Source organism: Pseudomonas sp. PS1(2021), from assembly GCF_020405165.1.
GTDB classification, from domain to species: Bacteria; Pseudomonadota; Gammaproteobacteria; order Pseudomonadales; family Pseudomonadaceae; genus Pseudomonas; species Pseudomonas aeruginosa.
This window is the reverse complement of the sequence record NZ_CP084484.1, coordinates 7087984-7111262: the sequence shown is the minus strand read 5'-3', so window position 1 is coordinate 7111262 and position 23279 is coordinate 7087984. Positions and strand designations below refer to the sequence as shown.

Genomic DNA, 23279 nt, shown 5'->3' with positions numbered 1-23279 from the left:
AACAATATAAGTAACTAATCTCAAAAAGAGCCCACTGGAAAAACCAGCCAATAACTCCCGGTAATCTACCGCGCTCATGCGATCCCCTACGCATAACAGCAAACGGCTCAACTTCCAGTGAAACCATGATCGACATAGACAGACTGAGCAAACGCTTTTCCGGCCGGACGGTGGTAAACGACTTGAGCTTCCGCATCGACCGGGGAGAGATCGTCGGTCTCCTCGGCCCAAACGGAGCGGGCAAGTCGACCACCCTGAAGATGCTTTCCGGCTTCCTCGCGCCGAGCGCCGGCAGCATACGCATCTTCGGCTTCGACATGCAGGACAAGGCGCGCCAGGCGCAGAAGCTGATCGGCTACCTGCCGGAGAACGCTCCCAGCTACGGAGAAATGACGGTCGAGGGCTTTCTCGCCTTCGTCGCGTCCATCCGCGACTACAGCGGACGGGAAAAACGTCGGCGCATCGACAGCGCCATGGACTGCATGGAGCTGCGGGATGAGCGCAGGAGCATCATCGAAACCCTGTCCAAGGGCTTCAAGCGTCGCGTCGCGCTGGCCCAGGCGATCCTCCACGATCCCGAGCTGCTCCTGCTCGACGAGCCCACCGACGGCCTCGACCCGAACCAGAAGCACCAGGTCCGGCAACTGGTGAAGAACCTCTCGGAAAGCAAGATCGTGGTGATTTCCACGCACATCCTCGAGGAAGTCTCGTTCATGTGCAGCCGCGCCCTGGTGATCAACGGCGGCCGCTTGCTGGCCGACAACACCCCGGGCGAACTCAGGACCCGCAGCCGCTACCACCATGCCGTCAGCCTCAGCATCGAAGCACCGGTAGACCCGCTGGCCATCGCCATGCTCCCCGGCGTCGCCGGTATAGAAGGATGCCCCGACCGGGCCGGCACCCTGACCATCCTGGCCCGCCCCGGCGCGCAGATCCTTCCCGCGCTCAACCGCCTGATCCACGGCAGCGGCTGGCGGGTATCCGGGGTGCGTACCGAACACGGCCAACTGGAAGAAGTGTTCCGCCAACTGACCCGAGAAACCCCCGCATGACCGCCATCGGCACCATTTTTAGACGCGAGCTGGGCAGCTATTTCGCCACGCCGCTCGCCTATGTGTTCACCCTGATCTTCCTCGTCCTCTCTGGCGTGGCCACCTTCTACCTGGGCGACTTCTTCGAGCGCGGCCAGGCCGACCTGGCGCCGTTCTTTTCCAGCCTGCCCTGGCTCTACCTCCTGCTGATCCCCGCGCTGGCCATGCGCCTGTGGGCCGAGGAGCGCAAGTCCGGCTCCATCGAGATGCTGATGACCCTGCCCGTCTCCCGCGCCACCCTGGTCACCGGCAAGTTCCTGGCGGCCTGGTTCTGCGCCGGGCTGGCGTTGCTGCTGACCTTCCCGATGCCGCTGACGGTGAACTACCTCGGCTCGCCCGACAACGGCGCGATCATCGCCGGCTACCTGGCCGGCTGGCTGCTGTCCGGCGGCTACCTGGCCATCGGATCCTGCATGTCGGCGCTGGCGAAGAACCAGATCATCGCCTTTGCCCTGACCGTTCTCGTCTGCCTGCTGTTCGTCGGCGCCGGCACTCCCCACGTACAACAGGCGCTCTCCGGCTGGCTTCCGCAATGGCTGCTGGACGGCATTGCCTCGCTGAGCGTGCTGGTCCGTTTCGAGGCGCTCGGCCGGGGCGTGCTCGACGTCCGCGACCTGGCCTACTTCTGCAGCCTGATCGTCGCCTGGCTGGTCGCCACCACCATCGTCATCGACCTGAAAAAGGCAGCGTAGGAAACATCCATGAAACGAACCCTGTACTCGGGCGTCGGCCTGCTGCTGGTCGGCCTGCTGTTCCTCGCTTTCAACCTGCTGTCCAGCCTGCTGCTGCGCGACCAGCAGTTCGACCTCACCCAGCAGAAGCTCTACACCTTCAGCGCCGGCACCCAGGAAGTCCTCGACAGTCTCGACGAACCGCTCAACCTCTACCTGTTCTTTTCGAAAAGCCGCGCCAGTGACCTGCCCGCCCTGCGCAACTACGCCCGCCGCGTCGAGGAAGTGCTGGACCTCTATGCACGGCGGAGCCATGGCAATGTCCGATTGTTCGTGATCGATCCCCTGCCATTCTCCGACGACGAGGACCGTGCCGCGCGCTTCGGCCTGCAGGCGCCGCCCATCGGCCCGAATGGCGAAGCCATCTACTTTGGCCTGGCGGCCACCAACCCGACCGACGGCCTCCAGGTGATCCCGTTCTTCTCGCCGGAAGAAGAGCCGCTTCTGGAATACGATCTCAGCCGCCTGGTCCAGGCACTCGCACAGCGGGAACGCACGGTAGTCGGCCTGATGAGCTCGCTGCCGATGGCCGGGCAGGCGCCCACCGACGGGCAGCCGGGCAGCAGGCCCTGGGCGGTGATGGACAAGCTCTACCAACAGTTCGACATCCGCACCCTGGGGCTCGCTTCGACGGAAATCCCCGCCGAAGTCTCGGTGTTGATGCTGGTGCACCCCAGGCAATTGTCCGAACAGACCCAATACGCCATCGACCAGTTCGTCCTGCGCGGCGGCAAGCTGCTGGCCTTCGTCGACCCTCTGAGTCTCGCCGATGCAGACGGCGGGAAAAGCTCCGACCTGGCCCCGTTGCTGCGTTCCTGGGGCGTCCAGTTGCGGCCGGATACCCTGCTGGCGGATGCCTCGTTCGCCATGATCAAGCCCAACGCCGAACGTCGCCCGGAGCGCAATCCGACCTGGCTGCACCTCCCCGGCGACACGTTCCCCCACGACAACGTGCTGACCACCGGCCTGGAAAGCCTCAACCTCGCCAGCGTCGGCCTGCTCGAACCTCTCGGCGGAGCCTCGACGCGCTTCATTCCGTTGCTGCACAGCTCGGCGCACAGCATGCCGCTGTCGCTGGAGCGCTTCCGCCAATCCTCGACGGAGCAGCTCAACGCCACCCTGGTCCCGACCGGAGAACACTACGTGCTGGCCGCCAAGGTCGAGGGGCCGGCGACGAGTGCCTTCCCCGCGGACCGCGGGAAGCAAGGCGAAGGCCTGAGCGACAGCGCGAACATCCATGTGCTGTTGGTCGCCGATACGGACCTGCTGAGCAATCCGCTCTGGCTCCAGGAACAGCCCGGCCACAACGAGCCGCAGGTATGGGCGGACAACGACCTGTTCGTCGGCAATGCCCTCGACTATCTCTCCGGTTCGGACGCGCTGATCGACCTACGCTCGCGAGGCCATACGAAGCGCCCGTTCACCCGCGTGGAAGCGCTCCGACGCGAAGCCGGGATGCGCGCCCAGGAACAGCTCAACGCGCTGCAGCAGAGCCTCAACGACACCGACAAGAACCTGCGCACCTTGCAGCAATCGATGGACGCCGGCGACCAGGAGGTGACTCCGGAAATGGAAGCGACGCTGCGCCGCTTCATCGATGACAAATTGCGCATCCGCCAGCAACTGCGTCAATTGCAGTTCCAGCTGAATGCCGATGTCGAGCGCCTGGCGGAACAGGTGAAACTGGCCAATACGGTCCTGCTGCCGGCGCTCCTCACCCTGCTCCTCCTGCTGCATTGGAGCTGGCGCAGCATGCGCCGGAGGAGGGGCTGACATGCGCCTGGGTAGCATAGCGGGACTCGCTCTCGCCCTGGCGCTGTTCGCCGGAACCTTGGGCTGGCTCCACGAACGGCAGCAACCGCCCGCGCAACCGCCTGCGAGCCGCGCCTGGCTGCCAGGGCTGAAACCGCACCAGGTGACCGCGCTGTGCATCGCCACCCCCGGCCAACCGACGATCCGCGCCAGGCGCGATGGCAAGGACTGGACGCTCGCCAGCAAGGACGGCTATCCCGCCTCGGGGGAAACCATCCGGCAGCTGTTGCGCAGCCTGGCCGACGCGCGCCTGCTGGAGGAAAAGAGCGCCTCGCCGGAAAACCGCGAACGCATGGGACTCTCCGACCAGGGCAAGGGCCAGGCCAGCCGGATCACCCTGGAGCGCGGCGACGCGCCGCCGCTGGTCCTATTGCTGGGCAAGCGCACCTCGCAGGGCGGGCAGTTGGTCAGGCAGGCCGACGATGAGGGGGCCTGGCTGATCGACCGAACGGTCGGCCTGCCGGTCAACGACCTGGCCCTGCTCGACCCTCGGTTGACCGACCTGCCATTCGAACAGTTGCGCGAGCTGACCCTGTCCTATGGCAACGGTGTACGGCTGAACATTTCCCGAGCCAGCGAAAAGGACGATGGCATCCGCCTGCGACAGTTCCCATCCAGGCCACAGTTGATGGGCGAGGCGGAAGCCGAGCAGGCCGCACGCCTGTTCGCTGCGCTCAGGCTGCTGGAGGTCGCGCCGGCCAAGGCCTCGCGGCAAAAACCGCTGCTGACCTTCACGCTCAAGAGTTTCGCCGGCGGCACGCTGCAGGGCCAGCTTCTGGAACTGGAGCGCCAGTACTGGTTGCAACTGACCGACAGCAAGGGCTTCGCCGACGGGCAGGTCTCAGCCATCAAGGGTTGGCGCTACCGCGTGGAGGGTCTGAGTCCGGATACCGCTCCCGCGCCCCAGCTACCCAAGGCGTCGCCGGTGAAGAAAAGCAAGCCGGCCAAGCCCTCGTCGCCCAAGTGCTGAGCGCTCTCGCCAGGCGCCGCTCGCAGCCGGCGAAATAGAGCCCCGCGGGATGCTGGGCAGGACCGGCCGAGTTTGCTAGAGTAGCGCCTCCTTCACGAGCCCTCGGCTCGTCGATGCAGAATTCCTAAGGCAGGCGCGGCTTATCAGAAGTAAGCCAACCCCACCCCAGAAAAGCCAGCCACAAGCCGGCTTTTTTAATGCCTCCGCACAACCCCAGCCAATCACCGTTCTCTAGGCCTCCAGAAGCTTGCGGAACAGCCCGGCAAGTGTCGCCTGGCGCTCGAAGCCGATACCAGGCGATTGTGGCAATCCCGCCAATCCCGAGGAAAACGGCAGGGCACCGGCGAAATCGTCGAATGGCCGGAAAGCCGACGGCGTAGCCTCGGCCCAACCCAGGCGCAGGGCCGCCACCAGGTGCAGGCTGAACAGGTAGCCGGCGTGCGGGCGGAAGGCCGCGCGCGGCCAACCCCGGGCGCACAGGTGGTCGAGTATCGCCAGGTAGCCCGGCAGGCCATAGCAATGCACGGGGTCGAACACCAGCACGTCGCGCTCCCGCCGCAAGCCGCCATAGAGATCCAGCAAGCGAGCCTCGGCCAGGGAGAACAAGGCCTCGCCGGCACCGATGGGCCCCGGATAGATATCCGCCACTTCGGCCTGGGTAGGGAAATCGTGGGGGTCGCAGATGTCCTCGAACCACCACAACCCCAGCGGCGCCAGGGCTTTCGCTGCGTCGACCGCGCCCTCCGCGTCGTAGCGGTTCATCGCGTCGACCGCCAGCCGCGAAGCGTCGCCGAGAACCCGCAGCGCCCTGTCGATACGGCGCCGGTCCTGGTCCAGCCCGGCCGCGCCGATCTTGATCTTGGCGTGGGTGTAGCCGAGATCGACGAAGCGCCGCAGTTCCTCTTCCAGGCGTCCCAGGTCGTCGTGCGGATAGGGGTAGCCGCCGCCGGCGTAGACCGGTACGCGCTGCGGATAGTCTTCCGCCAGCCCCAGGCGTCGCGCCAGGAAGCGATGCAGCGGCAGGCCGGCGGCCTTGGCCGCGGCATCCCACAGCGCCATGTCCAGGGCGCCCACCGCGACGCAGCGTTCGCCGTGGCCGCCGGGCTTCTCGTCGCGCATCATCAGGTCCCAGGCACGCAACGGATCGATGCCACTGCCGTCGTCGCTCGCCAGGCTGTCCGCCGGAGCCCCCAGCAGGCGCGGGGCGAAACGCTCGCGGATCAGCCCGCCCTGGGCGTAGCGCCCTACCGAGGCGTGGCCGTAGCCGACCACACGCCGACCGTCGCGCACGGTATCGGTGAGCACCGCCACCAGGCTGGTGCTCAAACCACCGGTGGCAGCCGCCACGCCGGCGTAACGGGAAAGGGGAATACTGCGTTCCCGGACCTCCTGGATGCGCATCGCCTGTCGGCTCCTCCTCGCTGGACCTCTCTCCACCTTAGCCAAGGCCGCCGCCATGGTCGTCCCGATCGGTCGTAGCGACCTTCCGCCGATTTGCCCGGCCCCCGCCCCTCTGCTAGTGTCGCGGGGTTTTGTACACCTCGCCGAGACTCCCCCGATGGCCCGCAAGAAAACCCTCGATTTCGAACAGTCCCTCACCGAGCTGCAAACCCTGGTGGAACGCCTGGAAAGCGGCGAGCTGTCGCTGGAAGAGTCGCTGGGCGCCTTCGAGCAGGGCATCCGCCTGACCCGCGAATGCCAGACGTCGCTGAGCCAGGCCGAACAGAAGGTACAGATCCTCCTCGAACGCGACGGCGAGCTCAGCGAAGCGCCGTTCGATGCGGAAGGCGACGAGGCATGATCGCGGCCTACCAGGCGCGCTGCCAGGCGCGCGTCGATGCCGCCCTGGACGCCCTGTTCGTCGCTCCCCGCGAAGAACTGCAACGCCTCTACGAGGCCATGCGCTACAGCGTGATGAACGGTGGCAAGCGGGTTCGCCCGCTGCTCGCCTACGCCGCCTGCGAGGCCCTCGGCGGAGCGCCGCAGCGCGCCGACGCCGCGGCCTGCGCGGTGGAGCTGATCCATGCCTACTCGCTGGTCCACGACGACCTGCCGGCGATGGACGACGACGACCTGCGCCGTGGCCAGCCGACCACCCACCGGGCCTTCGACGAAGCCACCGCGATCCTCGCCGCCGACGGCTTGCAGGCGCTGGCCTTCGAAGTGCTCGCCGACACCCGGCGCAATCCGCAGGAACATGCCGTCTGTCTGGAAATGCTCACCCGCCTGGCGCGCGCCGCAGGCTCCGCCGGCATGGTCGGCGGCCAGGCGATCGACCTCGGCTCGGTCGGCGTGGCCCTCGACCAGGCGGCTCTGGAAGTCATGCACCGGCACAAGACCGGCGCGCTGATCGAAGCCAGCGTGCGCCTCGGCGCCCTCGCCAGCGGTCGCGCCGAGCCCGCCGCGCTGGCCGCCCTGGAGCGCTACGCCGAAGCGATCGGCCTGGCCTTCCAGGTGCAGGACGACATCCTCGACGTGGAAAGCGACACCGCCACCCTCGGCAAGACCCAGGGCAAGGACCAGGCGCACAACAAGCCGACCTATCCCGCCCTGCTCGGCCTGGAGGCCGCCAAAGGCTATGCCCTGGAGCTGCGCGACCTGGCCCTGGCCGCCCTCGACGGTTTTCCGCCGAGCGCCGACCCGCTGCGCCAACTGGCCCGCTACATCGTCGAGCGACGCAACTGACCGACGGGTCGTCGGAAGTCCCCGGCAAAGGTAGGGGCTCCCTTGCTTGGGCGCGGCCGGTGCATCAGGTAAACTGCTGGCCTCTCCGGATTGCATAACGACAGCCTGATGCCCAAGACGCTCCATGAGATTCCCCGCGAGCGCCCCGCCACGCCCCTGCTCGACCGCGCCTCTTCGCCGGCCGAACTGCGCCGGCTGGGCGAGGCGGACCTGGAAACCCTGGCCGACGAGCTGCGCCAGTACCTGCTGTATACCGTCGGCCAGACCGGCGGTCATTTCGGCGCCGGCCTCGGCGTGGTCGAGCTGACCATCGCCCTGCATTACGTCTTCGACACTCCGGACGACCGCCTGGTCTGGGACGTCGGCCACCAGGCCTATCCGCACAAGATCCTCACCGAACGCCGCGAGCTGATGGGCACCCTGCGCCAGAAGAACGGCCTGGCGGCCTTCCCGCGCCGCGCAGAGAGCGAGTACGACACCTTCGGCGTCGGCCACTCCAGCACCTCCATCAGCGCCGCCCTGGGCATGGCCATCGCCGCCCGCCTGCAAGGCAAGGAGCGTAAGTCGGTGGCCGTGATCGGCGACGGTGCGCTGACCGCCGGCATGGCCTTCGAGGCACTCAACCACGCCTCGGAAGTCGACGCCGACATGCTGGTGATCCTCAACGACAACGACATGTCGATCTCGCACAACGTCGGCGGGCTCTCCAACTACCTGGCGAAGATCCTCTCCAGCCGCACCTATAGCAGCATGCGCGAGGGCAGCAAGAAGGTGCTCTCGCGCCTGCCCGGGGCCTGGGAGATCGCCCGGCGCACCGAGGAATACGCCAAGGGCATGCTGGTCCCCGGCACCCTGTTCGAGGAGCTCGGCTGGAACTACATAGGCCCGATCGACGGCCACGACCTGCCGACCCTGGTGGCTACCCTGCGCAACATGCGCGACATGAAGGGCCCGCAGTTCCTCCATGTGGTGACCAAGAAAGGCAAGGGCTTCGCCCCGGCCGAACTGGATCCGATCGGCTACCACGCGATCACCAAGCTGGAAGCTCCCGGCAGTGCGCCGAAGAAGACCGGCGGACCCAAGTATTCCAGCGTCTTCGGCCAGTGGCTGTGCGACATGGCCGCCCAGGACGCGCGCCTGCTCGGCATCACCCCGGCGATGAAGGAAGGTTCCGACCTGGTGGCCTTCAGCGAACGCTACCCGGAACGCTACTTCGACGTCGCCATCGCCGAACAGCATGCCGTGACCCTGGCCGCCGGCATGGCCTGCGAGGGCATGAAGCCGGTGGTAGCGATCTACTCGACCTTCCTCCAGCGCGCCTACGACCAGTTGATCCATGACGTCGCCGTGCAGCACCTCGACGTGCTGTTCGCCATCGACCGCGCCGGCCTGGTCGGCGAGGACGGCCCGACCCACGCCGGTAGCTTCGACATCTCCTACCTGCGCTGCATCCCCGGCATGCTGGTGATGACCCCCAGCGACGAGGACGAGCTGCGCAAGCTGCTCACCACCGGCTACCTGTTCGATGGCCCGGCCGCGGTGCGCTATCCGCGCGGCAGCGGCCCCAACCATCCGATCGATCCGGACCTGCAACCGGTGGAGATCGGCAAGGCCGTGGTCCGTCGGCGCGGCGGCAGGGTCGCACTGCTGGTCTTCGGCGTGCAGTTGGCGGAGGCGATGAAGGTCGCCGAAAGCCTCGACGCCACGGTCGTCGACATGCGTTTCGTCAAACCCCTCGACGAAGCCCTGGTACGCGAACTGGCGGGCAGCCACGAACTGCTGGTGACCATCGAGGAAAACGCCGTGATGGGCGGCGCCGGCTCGGCGGTCGGCGAGTTCCTCGCCAGCGAGGGCCTCGAAGTCCCGCTGCTGCAACTGGGCCTGCCCGACTACTACGTCGAACACGCCAAGCCCAGCGAGATGCTCGCCGAATGCGGCCTGGATGCCGCGGGCATCGAAAAGGCGGTACGCCAGCGTCTCGACCGGCAATAGCGCCAAACCCAGCGACAACGGCGGATAACCGCGTTGCGGTTATTCGCCCTACCCCCCAATTGCCCGTAGGGCGAATAACGCCACCGGCGTTATTCGCCGGTACAGCGCGATACCGGCAAGCATTCAGCGCGCCCCGGCGAGCGAGCGGCAGAGTTTCTCGGTCGCCGCCAGCATGGCGAAGCTCGGCCGCTCAAGGTTCTTGTCTTCGATCCGGTACAGCTGTCCGCGCCGCGTCGCCGCCAGCGCCGGCCATTGCCGCCAGAGTTCGAGCTGGGCGTGACTGCCGGCGACGATGACCGCCGGATCGCGCGCCAGAACCGCCTCGACGCTGACCTGCGGCGCCGGCTGCGGCAGGTCGCCGAACAGGTTCTCGGCACCGCAGACGCGCAGCGCATCGCTGATCACCTGGCGTCCGCCAATGGTGTACAGCGGCCGGTCCCAGACCTGGTAGAACACCTTCAGCGGCTTGTCCCGCCGGTAGCGCTCGGCCAGGCGCCGCATGCCTTCGCGGAACCTGGTCGACAGCCGCTGGCCGGCCTCGGCCTCGCCCAATGCCTCGCCCAGCGCAGCCAGTTGCAGGGCCAGTTCGTCGAGGCTGTGCGGTTCGGCGATGAAGAGGGCGATGCCGAAGTCCCGCAGACGCTGCAACTGCGCCTCGGGCACGCTGCCGGGCCAGACCAGGATCAGATCGGGCTGCAGTTCCAGCAGGCGTTCGAGATTGACCTGGCCGTAGCGGCCGACGGAAGGCAGGTCGCCAATCGCCGCCGGACGCTCGCCACCATCCAGCACGCCGACCAGGCGGCGCGCGGCGCCGAGTTCGAGGACGCTGTCGGTCAGCGAAGGCGCCAGGCTGACCACCCGCTGCGCCGCCCCGGCGGAAAGGCTGAGGAGCAGGCAGGCGAGCAGCCAGAACGAGCGCATCAACCGAGTTGACGCGGAATACGGTAGAGCCAGAACAGCACCAGGCTGGTGATCCCGAGCAGGATCAGCGCAACGCCGTTGAGCCCGGCGAACACACCCGGCACGCCGATCCAGGCCGGCAGGCTGGCGCCGAACAGGGCCTTGCGGCGCACCTGCGCCAGACGGGTCCAGGCGGCGGCTTCCTCCGCCGTATCCAGCGCTTTCTGGGTGGCGATGAGACCACGCTTGTAGGCACCGAACAGCGGCAGGTTGACGAACATCGACAGCAGCGCGGCGATGAACAGCGGCATCGCCAGGCCATGGGGAAGGGGTTGCAGTTCGCCGAGGAAGAACTCGACCAGGATCAGCGGCAACAGCGCCAACGCCAGTTGCAACCACCAGGCACGTCCCAGCGCGCCGCGGGCTTGCTGGCGACTCACGTGGTTTCCGCCTCGCCCTGGTGCAGGCTGCCGAGCATGTGCCCGAGCTTGCCGGCCTTGGTCGCCAGGTAGCGCCTGTTGTGCTTGTTCAGGCCCTTTTGCAGCGGCACGCGCTCCGCCACGGTGATGGCGTAGCTTTCCAGCGCCTTGACCTTGCGCGGATTGTTGGTCATCAGGCGCAGGGAGGAGACGCCCAGGTGCGCGAGCATCGGCTGGCACATGGCGTAGTCGCGCTGGTCGGCGCCAAAACCCAGTTGCAGGTTCGCCTCGACGGTGTCGGCACCGCCATCCTGCAATTCATAGGCACGGATCTTGTTCAGCAGGCCGATGCCGCGACCTTCCTGGCGCAGGTAGAGGAGCACGCCGCGGCCCTCCTCGGCGATGGCGGCAAGCGCGCCTTCCAGCTGGAAACCGCAATCGCAGCGCAGGCTGAACAGCGCGTCGCCGGTCAGGCATTCGGAATGCAGGCGACCAAGCACCGGCGCGCCATCGGCGATGTCGCCCATGCTCAGGGCTACATGTTCCTTGCCGCTCTCCTCGTCGAGGAAACCATGCATGGTGAATTCGCCGAAGGGAGTCGGCAGTTTGGAGGCGGCGACGAACACGACGGACACCGGGGAACTCCTAGGGAAACGGAAGTCCGCCATTGTACCAGCAGCGTCCGGCGCCCGGTCAGCTCGAAATGCCGCAAATACCTATCGAGATGGACGATGAATAGAACCCCGGGTTATGAGCGAGCGACATTCAATGCTTGGCCTCGATAAGCAGCATTCCCTGTTCCTCGCGCCAACGCACCCGGTTGAGGAAACTCATGCCGAGCAGGGCTTCGGTCGGATAGCCACCCTCGATCACCGCCGCCTCGACACCCAGCAACTCGATACCGCCGATCTTCACCCGGTCCAGGGTCACCCGCCAGCCGCGCGAGGTTCCGCTGGCAGTGGAGGCGACCATCGGCTTGCCGTCCACCCGGTAATCGATACCCAGGCGGCGCGCCTCGTTCTCGTTCATGGCGATGCTGGTGGCGCCGGTATCCACCAGGAACTGCATGTTCTGCCCGTTCACCGAGCCAGCCACCCAATAGTGCCCGCCCGTACCGCGGGCTATGCTGAAGCTTTGCCGCTGCGGCGCCGAATAGCCTGCCTCGTTGTATTCGCGGCTCAGTTCGTAGGTGCGCTCGACGCCGTCGATCCGCAGCACCGCCTTGCGGCTGTCGGCGCTGACCACCTGGACGCCCTGCGGGCCGGTCTGGCCGACCCTGACCAGCTTGCGCTGGCCATCGACGTTGAGTACCGCCGCGCCGGGGAACAGGCCGACCACGAACACCTGGGGCGCGGCCAGCGAGGACAACGCGAGAGCGCTGGAAAACAGGGCGACGCACAGCCGCAGCATGATCACTCCTTGGGTGGCAGGATTGCCTTCAACGGCGCATAGGGCCAGTTCCAGCGGGCGAAGATCCGCTCCAGCTCGCCGCTGGCATGCAACTGCCGCATGCGCCGGTCGAACAGCGCCAGCAGCTCACGGCCCCTGGGGGAATCGGAGAAGCCAAGATACAGCGGCAACCGAGTGACGTCGGTGATGCGGTACTCAGCCGCCAGCGCTCCGGCCCCTGCGAGCATTTCCTCGAGTTCCGGACGCGAATCGATGAAATAGTCGACCCGGTGGTTGAGCAGCATCGGCAGCGCCGAGGTGCGGCGCTGCAACTCGCTGTGCGGGGTCAGGGTAGGGAAATAGCGGGCGAAGGCGTAGCCACGCATCCATGACAGGCGGAACCGGCTCAGGCCCTCCAGTGGCGGCGGCGGATTGTCTTTCAGGGAAAGCACGGCGATCGGATCGACGTCATAGGGCCAGCGAGGATAAAGCGCTTCGTCGATTTCCCCGCGGTAGGCGCCGACCCAGGCGTCGGCCTCGCCGCGCAGGACCAGGCCGACCGCCCGGGTATAGGGCTCGTTGGCGATCCGCAGGCGTACCCCGGCCGGCTCGTAGACGGCCCGCAGCAGGTCCCAGGCCACCCCGCGACCGTCCTCCTGGGTGTAGCGCGTCCAGGTTTCGCTGACCACGCGGATCTCGCCCACGGAGGGGGCGGCGGAAGCGACGCCGGGCAGCAGCCACAGGCAGCAGAACAGGACGAGCAGACGCATGGGAGGCCTCAGACCAGCCAGTGTACCCATCCCCAGACTAGACCCTGCATGACCAGCCAGGCGAATACCCCGGCCAGGACGTCGTCGAGCATGATCCCGACGCCGCCGTGCACGTTGCGGTCCACCCAACTGATCGGCCAGGGCTTGAGAATATCCACGATGCGGAACACGACGAAGCCGATCAGCAGCCACCACCAGCCCTCCGGCACCAGCCAGAGGGTTATCCACATGCCGACCATCTCGTCCCAGACGATGCCTTCGTGGTCGTGCACGCGCAGGTCGTCGGCGACCTTGCCGCACAGCCAGAAGCCGAACAGCATGGTCACTCCCAGCATCAGCCAGTAGCCCCAGTCCGGCAGCATCTGCCACAGCGGGATGAACGGGATGGCCACCAGCGACCCCCAGGTGCCCGGCGCCTTGGGCAGGGTGCCGGAGCCGAAGCCGAAGGCGAGGAAATGCCAGGGATTGCGCCAGACCGACGGCGGCACCGGCTGCGCCGGCGCCTGATCAGGATGCTCAGTCACGTTGGGTTCCGAAATGTTGGTAACCGGCCGCGGCCGGTATGAGTTCCTTTCCGTCGGCGTCGAGCAGGTGCACCCCCTGTCCCGCCTCGACCCGGCCGATGACGGCCATGGCCGGCCACGCGGCGCGAATCTCGCCAAGGTACTCAGGCGGCAGGGTGAAAACCAGCACGTAGTCGTCGCCGGCGGCCAGTTGCTGGCGCAAGGCTTCCTCGCCGGCGAGCAGGCCGCTCAACGCGGCGCTTGCCTGCAAGCGCTGGCATTCGACCAACAGGGCAACGCCGGAAGCGCGGGCGATATGCCCGCAGTCGGCGAGCAGCCCGTCGGAGATGTCCAGGGCGGCGCTGGCCTTGCCGCGCAGGGCGAGGCCCAGACCGAATTGCGGGGCCGGCGTCCAGTAGCGCGCCAGCAGCGGTTCGGCCACCTCGGCGGGCGCCGATCTTCGCTCCAGCACCAGTTCCAGCGCCGCTCCAGCCTCGCCGAGCGGGCCCCCGACGCAGAGCAGGTCGCCCGGGCGCGCACCGGCGCGGGTCAGCGCCTGGCCGGCCGGCACCCTGCCGAATACGGTCAGGGTCATGCTCAGCGGGCCGCGCGTGGTGTCGCCGCCGACCAGGGCCAGGCCGCACTGCCGGGCCATGGCGTCGAGGCCGCGGGCGAAGCCCTGCAACCACTCGGCGTCGGCCTGCGGCAAGGTCAGGGCCAGGGTGAAGGCCAGGGGCGCGGCGCCCATCGCCGCCAGGTCGCTGGCGGAGACCGCCAGGGCGCGCTGGGCAAGAAGGAAAGGGTCGCAACCGGCGGGAAAATGCACGCCTTCCACCAGGGTATCGGTGGAGACCGCCAGTTGTTCGCCGGCTGGCGGCGCCAGCAGGGCGCAGTCGTCGCCGATGCCGAGGGCCACGTCCGCCGCCGGCGCCGCGCAGGCGGCCGCGGCGAAGAAGCGGCGGATCAGCTCGAACTCACCCATGACGCCGCCGGCGCGGGATCAGCGCTTGCCGCCGCGCAGCTCGGCGGCGCGCAGGCGCGGCGCCAGCTTGTCGAGCACGCCGTTGACGAACTTGTGGCCGTCGGTGGCGCCGAAGGTCTTGGCCAGCTCGATGCCCTCGTTGATCACTACCTTGTAGGGCACGTCGATGCGGTTGCGCAGCTCGTAGGTGGACAGCCGCAGGATGGCCAGCTCGACCGGGTCGATCTCGGCCAGCGGGCGGTCCAGGCAGGGCTCGAAGGTGGAGTCCAGCTCGCTCTTCTGTCGCGGCACGCCGTGCAGGATCTCGTGGAAGTAGGCGCCGTCGACCTCGGAGAAGTCGTTGTCGGTGCGGAACTGCGCCTCGATCTCGTGCAGGGGCTGGCCGGCGATCTGCCAGGAGTACAGGGCCTGGACGGCCAGGCTGCGGGCCTTGCGGCGAGCGGCGGTCTTGCCTTTCGGCGGCTTGGCTGCCGGGTTGCCGCTGTCTTGATTGCTCACTTGGCCTCCAACTGCGCCAGCAGGCTGACCATTTCCAGGGCCGACAGCGCGGCTTCGGCGCCCTTGTTGCCGGCCTTGGTGCCGGAGCGCTCGATGGCCTGCTCGATGGAGTCGACGGTGAGGACGCCGAAGGCGACCGGGATACCGAACTGCAGGGACACCTGGGCCAGGCCCTTGGTGCACTCGCCAGCCACGTATTCGAAGTGCGGGGTGCCGCCACGGATCACCGCGCCGAGGGCGATGATGGCGTCGAAGCCGCCTTGCTGGGCGACCTTCTGGGTCACCAGCGGGATCTCGAAGGCACCCGGGGCGCGGATGATGGTGATCTCGCTTTCAGCCACGCCGTGGCGGACCAGGGCGTCGACGGCGCCGCTGACCAGGCTTTCCACGACGAAGCTGTTGAAGCGGCCGACCACCAGGGCGTAGCGGCCTTTGGGGGCAATGAAGGTACCTTCGATGGTCTTCAGGGTCATGAGCAGGTCTCATCTGTTAAAGAGCCGGGACGCCGTTGCGCCCCGAGCGAAAAGGGTCGAAAGGTCCGTCCAGCATAGCGCCCACCGCGATCTTGCACGCGGCGGGCGGGACAGGCCTTATTCGGCGGGCAGGTATTCTACAACTTCCAGGTCGAAACCGGATATCGCATTGAAGCGCATCGGCGCACTCAGCAGGCGCATCTTGCGCACGCCGAGGTCGCGCAGGATCTGCGAACCGGCACCGACGGTGCTGTAGGTGGTGGTGGCCTTGGGCGCCGGAGCCGGCGCCGAAGCGATCTCGCGGACATGGGCGAGCAGGTCGTCGCCGCCGATCTGGTGACCGAGCAGCAGCACCACGCCGCTGCCCGCCTCGGCGACCTTGGTCATCGCCGCGCGCAGGCTCCAGCGGCCCGGCTGGTTGACCTGCAGCAGGTCGCGCAGCGGGTCCATGTTATGCACGCGGACCAGGGTCGGCTCTTCCGCGCAGACCTTGCCGAGGGTCAGCGCCAGGTGCACGTCGCCCTCCACCGAGTCGCGGTAGGTGATCAGGTTGAAGTGGCCCAGTTCGCTGTCGAGCGGCTGCTCGGCGATGCGCTCGACGGTGCGCTCGTGGATCAGCCGGTAGTGGATCAGGTCGGCGATGGTGCCGATCTTGATCCCGTGCTCGGCGGCGAACGCCTCCAGTTCGGGCCGGCGAGCCATGCTGCCGTCGTCGTTCATCACCTCGCAGATCACCCCGGACGGCTCGAACCCGGCCATCCGCGCCAGGTCGCAGGCCGCCTCGGTGTGCCCGGCGCGAGCCAGGGTACCGCCCGGCTGGGCCATCAGCGGGAAGATGTGGCCGGGGCTGACGATGTCGGCGGCCACGGCGTTCTTCGCCGCCGCAGCCTGCACGGTGCGGGCGCGGTCCGCGGCGGAGATGCCGGTGGTGACGCCCTCGGCGGCCTCGATGGAGACAGTGAACTTGGTGCCGAAGCCGGAGCCGTTGCGCTGCACCATCAGCGGCAGGCCGAGGCGCTCGCAACGCTCGCGGGTCATCGGCATGCAGACCAGGCCGCGGGCATGCTTGACCATGAAGTTGATGTCTTCGGTGCGGACGCATTCGGCGGCCATGATCAGGTCGCCTTCGTTCTCGCGGTCCTCGTCATCCATCAGGATGACCATCTTGCCTTGGCGGATGTCTTCGATCAGTTCGTCGATCGTGTTGAGTGCCATGGGCACCCCCTTATGCAATTCGTGGGTTACTTGAGAAAACCGTTCTCGGCGAGAAACGCTTCGCTGATGCCGGAGGCGCTGGGCTCGGCGGCCTTGTCGCCAAGCAGCAGGCGCTCCAGGTAACGGGCCAGCAGGTCGACCTCGAGGTTGACCCGGCGTCCGGGCTGGTACTCGGCCATGATGGTTTCGCTGAGCGTATGCGGGACGATGGTCAGCTCGAACTCCGCGCCGTTCACCGCGTTCACCGTGAGGCTGGTGCCGTCGACGGTGATCGAGCCCTTGTGCGCGATGTACCTGGCCAGTTCGCGCGGGGCACGCACGGTGAACTGGATGGCGCGGGCGTTCTCCTCGCGCTTGAGCACCTCGCCGACGCCGTCGACGTGGCCGCTCACCAGGTGTCCGCCGAGGCGGGTGGTCGGCGTCAGGGCCTTTTCCAGGTTCACCCGGCTGCCCACCTTCAGGTGCTGGAAGGCGGTGCGCGCCAGGCTCTCGCGGCTGACGTCGGCCCAGAAGCCATCGCCGGGCAGTTCCACCGCGGTCAGGCAGACGCCGTTGACCGCGATGCTGTCGCCGAGCTTGACGTCGCCCAGGTCGAGCTTGCCGGTGGCGATGTAGACCCGCAGGTCGCCGCCCTTGGGCGTCATTGCGCGGACGCTGCCGATCGACTCGATTATGCCGGTGAACATGCGACCTCCCGTTTTTCCGCCGCACAGGCGCACAGCATGGCCGGCGCGACGCCGAGCGGCCTGCGTGCCATAGCGCGGGTATTCCAAGATGAAGACATATGACGAACTCCTGTTTCGTGAAAAACAGGGCTTTTTGGATCGAAGGGGATCTTGCGGGCGCACAGGGTACGCCCAGGCAGGCAATCCCGTTCTCTCTTTATCCGGACTATGACCGTCGGCCCCGGAATCGCACCGGGTCTGCTGACCTTGTCGTCCGGCGGTGGCCGGTCCGGCAAGCGCTCGCGGGCTAGGCGCCTTGCGCGCCATTACCGCCGGTGGGGACTTTCACCCCGCCCTGAGAACGTTACGGCCACCGAGATGGCCGTGTGGCGTTTTACCACAGTTGCGCCGCTTGTGCATCGTCCGCCGCGTCGCCGCGCAGCGAAGTTCAGGCGTCCCGCGGATGGGGCCGCGCGGTGACCAGCCAGTCGTCGCCCACCGCGCGGATGTCGTCGATCCGCAACTGCGCCGCATCGGCCATCCGCGCCAGCGGCCAGTCGAGCAAAGGGCGGGCGCTGGAGCCGAGGAACTTCGGCGCGACGAACAGCCGGTACTCATCCACCAGCCCCAGCCGGGCGAAGGCGCCGGCCAGACGCGGGCCGGCCTCCACCAGCACTTCGTTGGCGCCGCGCGCCGCCAGTTCCAGGAGCAGCTTGTGCAAATCGACGTGGCCCTCGGCGGAGGGCAGCGCCAGCAGTTCGTGGCCGGCGTCCTGGAAGCGTTCGCGCGCCGAGGCGGCGGCGCAGGTCGCCACCAGCGCCGGACCGGCCTGGTAGAACGCCGACTCCAGCGGCACCCGCAGGCGCCCGTCGACCAGCACCCGCAACGGCTGGCGAGCCGCGGCGAGCGCGGTAAGCTCGGCGTTCAGGCCCAGTTCGTCGGGGCGTACGTTGAGCCGCGCATCGTCTGCCAGCAGCGTATCGGCGCCGGACAACACCACGCTGGAGCGAGCGCGCAAGCGCTGCACCGCCGAACGCGCGGAGGGCCCGGTGATCCACTGGCTTTCCCCGCTGGCCATGGCGGTGCGCCCGTCCAGGCTCATCGCCAGCTTGACCCGGACGAACGGCAGGCCATGTTCCATGCGCTTGATGAAACCGATGTTGAGTTCTCGCGCCTCGGCTTCGAGGACGCCGCTCTGCACCGCGATGCCGGCCTGCATCAGACGCAGCAGGCCGCGACCGGCGACCTCGGGGTTGGGATCCTGCATCGCCGCGACCACCCGCGCCACCCCGGCGCCCACCAGCGCATCGGCGCACGGCGGGGTGCGGCCGAAGTGGCTGCAGGGCTCGAGGGTCACGTAGGCGGTGGCGCCGCGTGCATTCTCGCCGGCCTGGCGCAGGGCATGGACCTCGGCGTGCGGCTCGCCGGCGCGGACGTGCCAGCCCTCGCCGACCACCTGGCCGTCCTTGACCAGCACGCAGCCGACGCGCGGATTCGGATGGGTGGAGTACAGCCCCTGGCGCGCCAGTTCCAGGGCGCGGGCCATGTACAGCGGGTCGGCGGCGTTCATTCCTTGGCCGGCTCGCGGGCGAGGCGTTCGATCTCCTCGCGGAATTCGTTGAGGTCCTGGAAGCGCCGGTAGACCGAGGCGAAACGGATGTAGGCGACCTCGTCGAGCTTCTGCAGCTCGGCCATCACCAGTTCGCCCAGCACCCGCGACTTGATCTCGCGCTCGCCGGTGGCGCGCAACTGGTGCTTGATGTGGCCGATGGCCGCTTCCAGGCGCTCGACGCTGACCGGACGCTTCTCCAGGGCGCGCTGCATGCCGGCGCGCAGCTTGTCCTCGTCGAACGGCTGGCGGCTGCCGTCCTGCTTGATCAGGCGCGGCATGACCAGCTCGGCGGTCTCGAAGGTGGTGAAGCGTTCGCCGCAGGCCAGGCACTCGCGGCGCCGGCGCACCTGATCGCCCTCGGCGACCAGTCGCGAGTCAATCACTTTGGTGTCATGGGCACCGCAGAAGGGACAATGCATGGTGCTGATACAGGCGTAGCTGAAGGAAGCCGCATGGTAGCGCATCCGCGCCCGACCGAGCACCCGCAGAATCGACCGGCGCCGGCACGCTGGGAAAGGCGAGAGGAATCGGACGTTGCGGACTACGCGAAGCGCGACAAGAATCACACTTTGCGCTATACAAGCGCCGCCCGGATTCCACCGCTATGGAGCAGCCCATGACCCTGCGCCCGATCGCCCTGCTGGCCGTCCTTCTCCTCGCCGCTTGTTCCAGCGACAAGCCGAAGCCTGCGCCAACGCCGCAAGCTTCGCGCAGCGTGACCATGGTCGAGCCGGTGCTACCGGCCCACCTGCGCGAGCTGAGCGGAACGCTGAGCAGCATCCAGGGCAGCCTGCCACGCGGCAGCGAGGTGCAGATGGCACTGCTGGTGATCGACGAGCGCGACCGTCCACAGCGGCTGCTGGCCAGCGAGACGGTGCTGGCCACCGGCGAACTCATGCCCTTCCGCCTGCCGTTCAACCCCGAATCCTTCCCGCCGGCCGGTGGCGCGCTGCGCGTCGAACTGCACGCGCGGGTGATCCAGTCCGGCCAGTTGGCCTGGCGCCTGCATCCGTTGCGGATCGCCCAGCCGACCACCCAGTCCCTCGGCGAACTGCGCCTGGTACGCGCGCCGTGACGGCACCGCAAGCCCTGACCCAGGCGCTGGGCGAGCTGCTCGGCGACGCCCGGCTCAGCGCCACCGCGCTGCCCGGCACCGACCTGCGCCTGTGGCTGATCGACGCGCAGAACATGGACCGCCAGTTCAGCCCGGAGGAAACCCGCCGCATCCTCGAAGAGCCGCCGTACTGGTGCTTCTGCTGGGCCAGCGGGCTGGTCCTGGCGCGCTGGCTGGCGGAGCGCCCGCAGTGGGTCCGCGACAAGCGCGTGCTGGACTTCGGCAGCGGCTCCGGGGTGGCGGCGATCGCCGCGGCCCGCGCCGGCGCCGCCGAGGTGGTGGCTTGCGACCTGGATCCCCTGGCGCTGGCAGCGAGCCGGGCGAACGCCGAACTGAACGGAGTGGAGCTGAGCTATTCGGCGGACTTCTTCGCCGAGGACGATCGCTTCGACCTGATCCTGGTGGCCGACGTGCTCTACGACCGCGCCAACCTGCCGCTGCTCGACCAGTTCCTCAGCCGCGGCCGCCAGGCGCTGGTCGCCGACTCGCGGGTCCGTGACTTCCGTCATCCGCTGTACCGGCGCCTGGACGTGCTCGACGCCTGTACCTGGCCGGACCTCGCCGAGCCCGCCGAATTCCGCCTGGTCAGCCTGTATCACGCCGAACGCGGGCAAGCCTGAGGCACGGGCTTGTTTGCGCGCGGCGCGCCCCCACTTATAGTGGTCACCACCTTGCGTTTCCGAGAATCGACATGAGCGATACGCCCTACATCTTCGACGTCACCGGCGCCAACTTCGAGCAGCTGGTCATCGAGAACTCGTTCCACAAGCCGGTCCTGGTGGACTTCTGGGCCGACTGGTGCGCCCCGTGCAAGGCGCTGATGCCACTGCTGGCGCAGATCGCCGAGTCCTACCAGGGCGAATTGCTGCTGGCCAAGGTCAACTGCGACGTCGAGCAGGACATCGTGATGCGCTTCGGCATCCGCAGCCTGCCGACCGTGGTCCTGTTCAAGGATGGCCAGCCGGTCGACGGTTTCGCCGGCGCCCAGCCCGAATTGCAGATCCGCGCCCTGCTCGAACCCCATGTGAAAGCACCGGCGCTGCCCGACGAAGACCCGCTGGAAGTGGCCCAGGCGCTGTTCGCCGAAGGCCGCATCGGCGACGCCGAAGCGACCCTGAAAGCCCTGCTGGCGGAGAACAACGAGAACGCCGCGGCGCTGATCCTCTACGCCCGCTGCCTGGCCGAGCGCGGCGAACTGGAAGAGGCGCAGGCCATCCTCGACGCGGTGAAGAGCGACGAGCACAAGCAGGCCCTGGCCGGCGCCCGCGCGCAGCTGACCTTCCTGCGCCAGGCTGCCGACCTGCCCGACAGCGCAGAGCTGAAGAGCCGCCTGGCGGCCGATGCCGGCGACGACGAGGCAGCCTACCAGTTGGCCGTCCAGCAGCTCGCCCGGCAGCAGTACGAGGCGGCCCTGGACGGACTGCTCAAGCTGTTCCTGCGCAACCGCGGCTACCAGGACGACCTGCCGCGCAAGACCCTGGTGCAGGTCTTCGACCTGCTTGGCAACGACCACCCACTGGTCACCGCCTACCGCCGCAAGCTGTACCAGGCGCTCTACTGAGTCGCCGAGCCCCGTCCGCGGGGCTCAGTCCTCCAGCCAGACGAACACCTGGGTGCCGTCGACCACCTCGACCTTGACCCGGGCGTCGTGCCGCAGGCGCACCAGCAGTTGCTTGGCGGCGCCGGCATTGCCGCTGAACCCCTCCAACTCCGCCAGCAACTGCGGCCCCTCGATCCGCCCGCTGCCGCGCAGCAGGTCCTGGGCGATCTGCCATAGGCGATCCACCGGCGCTGCCGGCGCCGGCGCCCTGGCCGCCGCGACCTGCGGCTCGCCCAGCGGCGGCGGGGGCACGTGTTGCGCCAGCTGGCGCCAATCCTCGGCGTCCAGTTCCAGGGTCAGGTCCACCGGCCAGTCGCCGATGCTTCCGCGAATCCGCACCATCTCGTTTCTCCACAAGCGAATCGCGCCATGCTCCCACGTCGGCGCGTAGGGGCCAAATCGGCCAGGCTAGGCAGGCGGAAAAATTCGTTATAACGTAACAAACTCTTTTCCTTCCTTGCCGGAGTCCCGTTCATGCGCCCACTGCTGTTAGCCCTCGTCTTGCTGCCGTTCGCCGCCCAGGCCCATGACGACCACGACCATGACCACGCCCACGGCAGCCTGGGCAAGCACGAGCACGGCGTCGCCCAGTTGAACGTGGCGCTGGACGGCAAGACCCTCGAACTGGAGCTGGACAGCCCGGCGATGAACCTGGTCGGTTTCGAACACGCCGCCAGCACCGACGCGGACAAGGCCGCCGTGGCCAATGCCCGCGCGCAGCTGGAAAAACCGCTGGAGCTGTTCGCCCTGCCAGTCACCGCCGGCTGCTCGGTGGCCAGCCAGGAACTGCGGAGTCCGCTGTTCGGCGACAAGGCGCCGGCCCACGCGCACAAGGAGAAGGCAGGCCACGAACACGAACACGAACACGAACACGAACACGGTCATGCCGATATCCACGCCCATTACCAGCTCAGTTGCGAGAAGCCCGAGCTGCTCAAGCTGCTGACCCTCGCCGAGTTCTTCAAGCGCTTCCCCGCCACCCAGAAAATTCAGGTACAACTGATCGGTCCCGACGGCCAGAAAGGCGCCGACCTGGCTCCGGCCAGCGCCGAGCTGAAGCTGTAGGATCGTTCCGGAGGCGCCGCGAGGGATTCGGCGCGGCGCCCCTCCATCCATTCTCGAGGCTCCGGCGGAGCGTTCCGCCCCTACCCCCATGAGCGCACTGATCACCCTGACCAACCTCGGCTTCGCCTGGCCCGGCCAGGCGGAGTTGCTGGACATTCCCAGCTTCCATCTCGAACGCGGCGAGAGCCTGTTCCTCAAGGGGCCTTCCGGCAGCGGCAAGACCACCCTGCTCGGCCTCCTCGGCGGCGTGCAGAAGCCCGGCCGCGGCAGCATCCGCCTGCTCGGCGAGGACCTGGAAAAGCTGTCCGCCGCGCGCCGCGACCATTTCCGCGTCGACCACACCGGCTACATCTTCCAGCAGTTCAACCTGCTGCCATTCCTCTCGGTACGCGAGAACGTCGAGCTGCCCTGTCACTTTTCCGCGTTGCGCCGTCAGCGCGCCCGCGAACGCCACGGTAGCCCGGCGCAGGCCGCCAGCCATCTGCTCGGCCAGCTCGGCCTCGGCGGCGAACTGCACGAACGCCGCGCCGACAGCCTGTCCATCGGCCAGCAGCAGCGGGTCGCCGCCGCCCGCGCGCTGATCGGCCAGCCGGAGCTGGTGATCGCCGACGAGCCGACCTCGGCGCTCGACGCCGACAGCCGCGAGGCGTTTCTCCAGTTGCTCTTCGCCGAATGCCGCGAGGCCGGCGCCAGCCTGCTGTTCGTCAGCCACGACCAGAGCCTGGCCGGGCTGTTCGACCGCAGCCTGTCCCTTTCCGATCTCAACCGCGCCGCCCGGCCGGCAGGACTCTGA

Annotated in this window: 27 protein-coding genes and 1 riboswitch; of the genes, 12 read left to right on the top strand and 15 right to left on the bottom strand. The window is 67.9% G+C overall.

The annotated features are described in order from the left end of the window. Positions 1–125: 125 nt before the first annotated feature. Genes LE197_RS33695 through LE197_RS33680 form a run of 4 tightly spaced genes read left to right on the top strand, consistent with a single transcriptional unit; the run spans position 126 to position 4604 of the window. A complete protein-coding gene (locus LE197_RS33695) occupies positions 126–1052 on the top strand; it encodes an ABC transporter ATP-binding protein (RefSeq protein ID WP_003137646.1) in 927 nt (308 codons plus the stop codon). Beyond that, positions 1049–1783 carry an ABC transporter permease gene (locus tag LE197_RS33690; protein WP_003093267.1) on the top strand — a complete coding sequence of 245 codons (735 nt, stop codon included), beginning with the start codon at positions 1049–1051 and terminating at the stop codon, positions 1781–1783. The genes LE197_RS33695 and LE197_RS33690 overlap by 4 nt, the downstream gene beginning before the upstream one ends. 9 nt (positions 1784–1792) lie before the next feature. Beyond that, positions 1793–3595 (top strand): GldG family protein, encoded by a 1803-nt coding sequence (locus tag LE197_RS33685; RefSeq protein WP_048520790.1) that lies wholly within the window; start codon positions 1793–1795, stop codon positions 3593–3595. A 1-nt stretch (position 3596) separates the two neighbouring features. Then, positions 3597–4604, top strand: coding sequence for a DUF4340 domain-containing protein (locus tag LE197_RS33680; RefSeq protein ID WP_112302782.1), 1008 nt, complete (start codon positions 3597–3599; stop codon positions 4602–4604). 231 nt (positions 4605–4835) lie between these two features. On the opposite strand, the gene LE197_RS33675 is transcribed toward LE197_RS33680, so the two are convergent. Then, the gene (locus tag LE197_RS33675; RefSeq protein ID WP_003121961.1) at positions 4836–6005 is read right to left on the bottom strand and encodes a mandelate racemase/muconate lactonizing enzyme family protein; all 1170 of its coding nucleotides are present in this window, start codon (positions 6003–6005) and stop codon (positions 4836–4838) included. A gap of 157 nt (positions 6006–6162) precedes the next feature. Between LE197_RS33675 and LE197_RS33670 the strand changes: the two genes are divergently transcribed. The 3 genes from LE197_RS33670 to dxs all read left to right on the top strand — a co-directional run bounded on the left by LE197_RS33670 (position 6163) and on the right by dxs (position 9281). Further along, positions 6163–6405 carry an exodeoxyribonuclease VII small subunit gene (locus LE197_RS33670; protein ID WP_003093283.1) on the top strand — a complete coding sequence of 81 codons (243 nt, stop codon included), beginning with the start codon at positions 6163–6165 and terminating at the stop codon, positions 6403–6405. Next, positions 6402–7289: a polyprenyl synthetase family protein gene (locus LE197_RS33665; RefSeq protein ID WP_003093289.1), complete on the top strand. Its 888-nt coding sequence runs from the start codon at positions 6402–6404 to the stop codon at positions 7287–7289. Before LE197_RS33670 ends, LE197_RS33665 begins: the two co-directional genes overlap by 4 nt. Positions 7290–7397: 108 nt before the next feature. Continuing rightward, entirely contained in the window at positions 7398–9281 is a 1884-nt protein-coding gene (dxs, locus tag LE197_RS33660) for a 1-deoxy-D-xylulose-5-phosphate synthase (RefSeq protein ID WP_112302781.1), read from the top strand. Positions 9282–9404: 123 nt separating this feature from the next. Here dxs and LE197_RS33655 read toward each other — a convergent pair whose 3' ends face one another. From LE197_RS33655 to nrdR, 13 genes are all read right to left on the bottom strand, one after another. Further along, on the bottom strand, positions 9405–10202 hold the full coding sequence (locus LE197_RS33655) for a cobalamin-binding protein (RefSeq protein WP_003132405.1): 798 nt from the start codon (positions 10200–10202) through the stop codon (positions 9405–9407). Continuing rightward, positions 10202–10621 carry a hypothetical protein gene (locus tag LE197_RS33650; RefSeq protein ID WP_003093296.1) on the bottom strand — a complete coding sequence of 140 codons (420 nt, stop codon included), beginning with the start codon at positions 10619–10621 and terminating at the stop codon, positions 10202–10204. The genes LE197_RS33655 and LE197_RS33650 overlap by 1 nt, the downstream gene beginning before the upstream one ends. After that, positions 10618–11235 carry a GTP cyclohydrolase II gene (gene ribA, locus LE197_RS33645; RefSeq protein WP_003110510.1) on the bottom strand — a complete coding sequence of 206 codons (618 nt, stop codon included), beginning with the start codon at positions 11233–11235 and terminating at the stop codon, positions 10618–10620. Before ribA ends, LE197_RS33650 begins: the two co-directional genes overlap by 4 nt. Before the next feature lie 130 nt (positions 11236–11365). After that, on the bottom strand, positions 11366–12010 hold the full coding sequence (locus tag LE197_RS33640) for a TIGR02281 family clan AA aspartic protease (RefSeq protein WP_003102820.1): 645 nt from the start codon (positions 12008–12010) through the stop codon (positions 11366–11368). 2 nt (positions 12011–12012) lie between these two features. Beyond that, complete coding sequence (locus tag LE197_RS33635) at positions 12013–12759, bottom strand: substrate-binding periplasmic protein (protein WP_003102821.1); 747 nt, start codon at positions 12757–12759, stop codon at positions 12013–12015. Positions 12760–12767: 8 nt separating this feature from the next. After that, complete coding sequence (locus LE197_RS33630) at positions 12768–13283, bottom strand: phosphatidylglycerophosphatase A (RefSeq protein WP_003093304.1); 516 nt, start codon at positions 13281–13283, stop codon at positions 12768–12770. Then, on the bottom strand, positions 13276–14244 hold the full coding sequence (thiL, locus tag LE197_RS33625; protein ID WP_003113052.1) for a thiamine-phosphate kinase: 969 nt from the start codon (positions 14242–14244) through the stop codon (positions 13276–13278). The genes LE197_RS33630 and thiL overlap by 8 nt, the downstream gene beginning before the upstream one ends. A gap of 18 nt (positions 14245–14262) precedes the next feature. Beyond that, the gene (gene nusB / locus LE197_RS33620) at positions 14263–14742 is read right to left on the bottom strand and encodes a transcription antitermination factor NusB (RefSeq protein WP_003093308.1); all 480 of its coding nucleotides are present in this window, start codon (positions 14740–14742) and stop codon (positions 14263–14265) included. Further along, positions 14739–15215 carry a 6,7-dimethyl-8-ribityllumazine synthase gene (gene ribE / locus LE197_RS33615; protein WP_003093311.1) on the bottom strand — a complete coding sequence of 159 codons (477 nt, stop codon included), beginning with the start codon at positions 15213–15215 and terminating at the stop codon, positions 14739–14741. The genes nusB and ribE overlap by 4 nt, the downstream gene beginning before the upstream one ends. Before the next feature lie 117 nt (positions 15216–15332). Next, complete coding sequence (gene ribBA / locus LE197_RS33610; RefSeq protein WP_003093313.1) at positions 15333–16430, bottom strand: bifunctional 3,4-dihydroxy-2-butanone-4-phosphate synthase/GTP cyclohydrolase II; 1098 nt, start codon at positions 16428–16430, stop codon at positions 15333–15335. A 26-nt stretch (positions 16431–16456) separates the two neighbouring features. After that, positions 16457–17116, bottom strand: a complete 660-nt coding sequence (locus LE197_RS33605; RefSeq protein WP_003093316.1) for a riboflavin synthase — start codon at positions 17114–17116, stop codon at positions 16457–16459. Positions 17117–17299: 183 nt separating this feature from the next. Beyond that, positions 17300–17462: riboswitch (FMN riboswitch) on the bottom strand. Between the two features lie 81 nt (positions 17463–17543). After that, positions 17544–18665: a bifunctional diaminohydroxyphosphoribosylaminopyrimidine deaminase/5-amino-6-(5-phosphoribosylamino)uracil reductase RibD gene (ribD, locus tag LE197_RS33600; protein WP_003107179.1), complete on the bottom strand. Its 1122-nt coding sequence runs from the start codon at positions 18663–18665 to the stop codon at positions 17544–17546. After that, positions 18662–19126 carry a transcriptional regulator NrdR gene (gene nrdR, locus LE197_RS33595; protein WP_003107181.1) on the bottom strand — a complete coding sequence of 155 codons (465 nt, stop codon included), beginning with the start codon at positions 19124–19126 and terminating at the stop codon, positions 18662–18664. The genes ribD and nrdR overlap by 4 nt, the downstream gene beginning before the upstream one ends. 185 nt (positions 19127–19311) lie before the next feature. Between nrdR and LE197_RS33590 the strand changes: the two genes are divergently transcribed. The 3 genes from LE197_RS33590 to trxA all read left to right on the top strand — a co-directional run bounded on the left by LE197_RS33590 (position 19312) and on the right by trxA (position 21382). Continuing rightward, positions 19312–19782: a YbaY family lipoprotein gene (locus LE197_RS33590; protein ID WP_003113050.1), complete on the top strand. Its 471-nt coding sequence runs from the start codon at positions 19312–19314 to the stop codon at positions 19780–19782. Then, the gene (locus tag LE197_RS33585) at positions 19779–20441 is read left to right on the top strand and encodes a class I SAM-dependent methyltransferase (protein ID WP_003119123.1); all 663 of its coding nucleotides are present in this window, start codon (positions 19779–19781) and stop codon (positions 20439–20441) included. Before LE197_RS33590 ends, LE197_RS33585 begins: the two co-directional genes overlap by 4 nt. Before the next feature lie 71 nt (positions 20442–20512). Further along, positions 20513–21382 carry a thioredoxin gene (trxA, locus tag LE197_RS33580; protein WP_196752400.1) on the top strand — a complete coding sequence of 290 codons (870 nt, stop codon included), beginning with the start codon at positions 20513–20515 and terminating at the stop codon, positions 21380–21382. Between the two features lie 24 nt (positions 21383–21406). Here trxA and LE197_RS33575 read toward each other — a convergent pair whose 3' ends face one another. After that, positions 21407–21763: a hypothetical protein gene (locus LE197_RS33575; protein ID WP_196752399.1), complete on the bottom strand. Its 357-nt coding sequence runs from the start codon at positions 21761–21763 to the stop codon at positions 21407–21409. Between the two features lie 132 nt (positions 21764–21895). Between LE197_RS33575 and LE197_RS33570 the strand changes: the two genes are divergently transcribed. Next, positions 21896–22486 (top strand): DUF2796 domain-containing protein, encoded by a 591-nt coding sequence (locus tag LE197_RS33570; RefSeq protein WP_034077296.1) that lies wholly within the window; start codon positions 21896–21898, stop codon positions 22484–22486. An 88-nt stretch (positions 22487–22574) separates the two neighbouring features. Then, positions 22575–23279 carry an ABC transporter ATP-binding protein gene (locus LE197_RS33565; protein ID WP_003093325.1) on the top strand — a complete coding sequence of 235 codons (705 nt, stop codon included), beginning with the start codon at positions 22575–22577 and terminating at the stop codon, positions 23277–23279.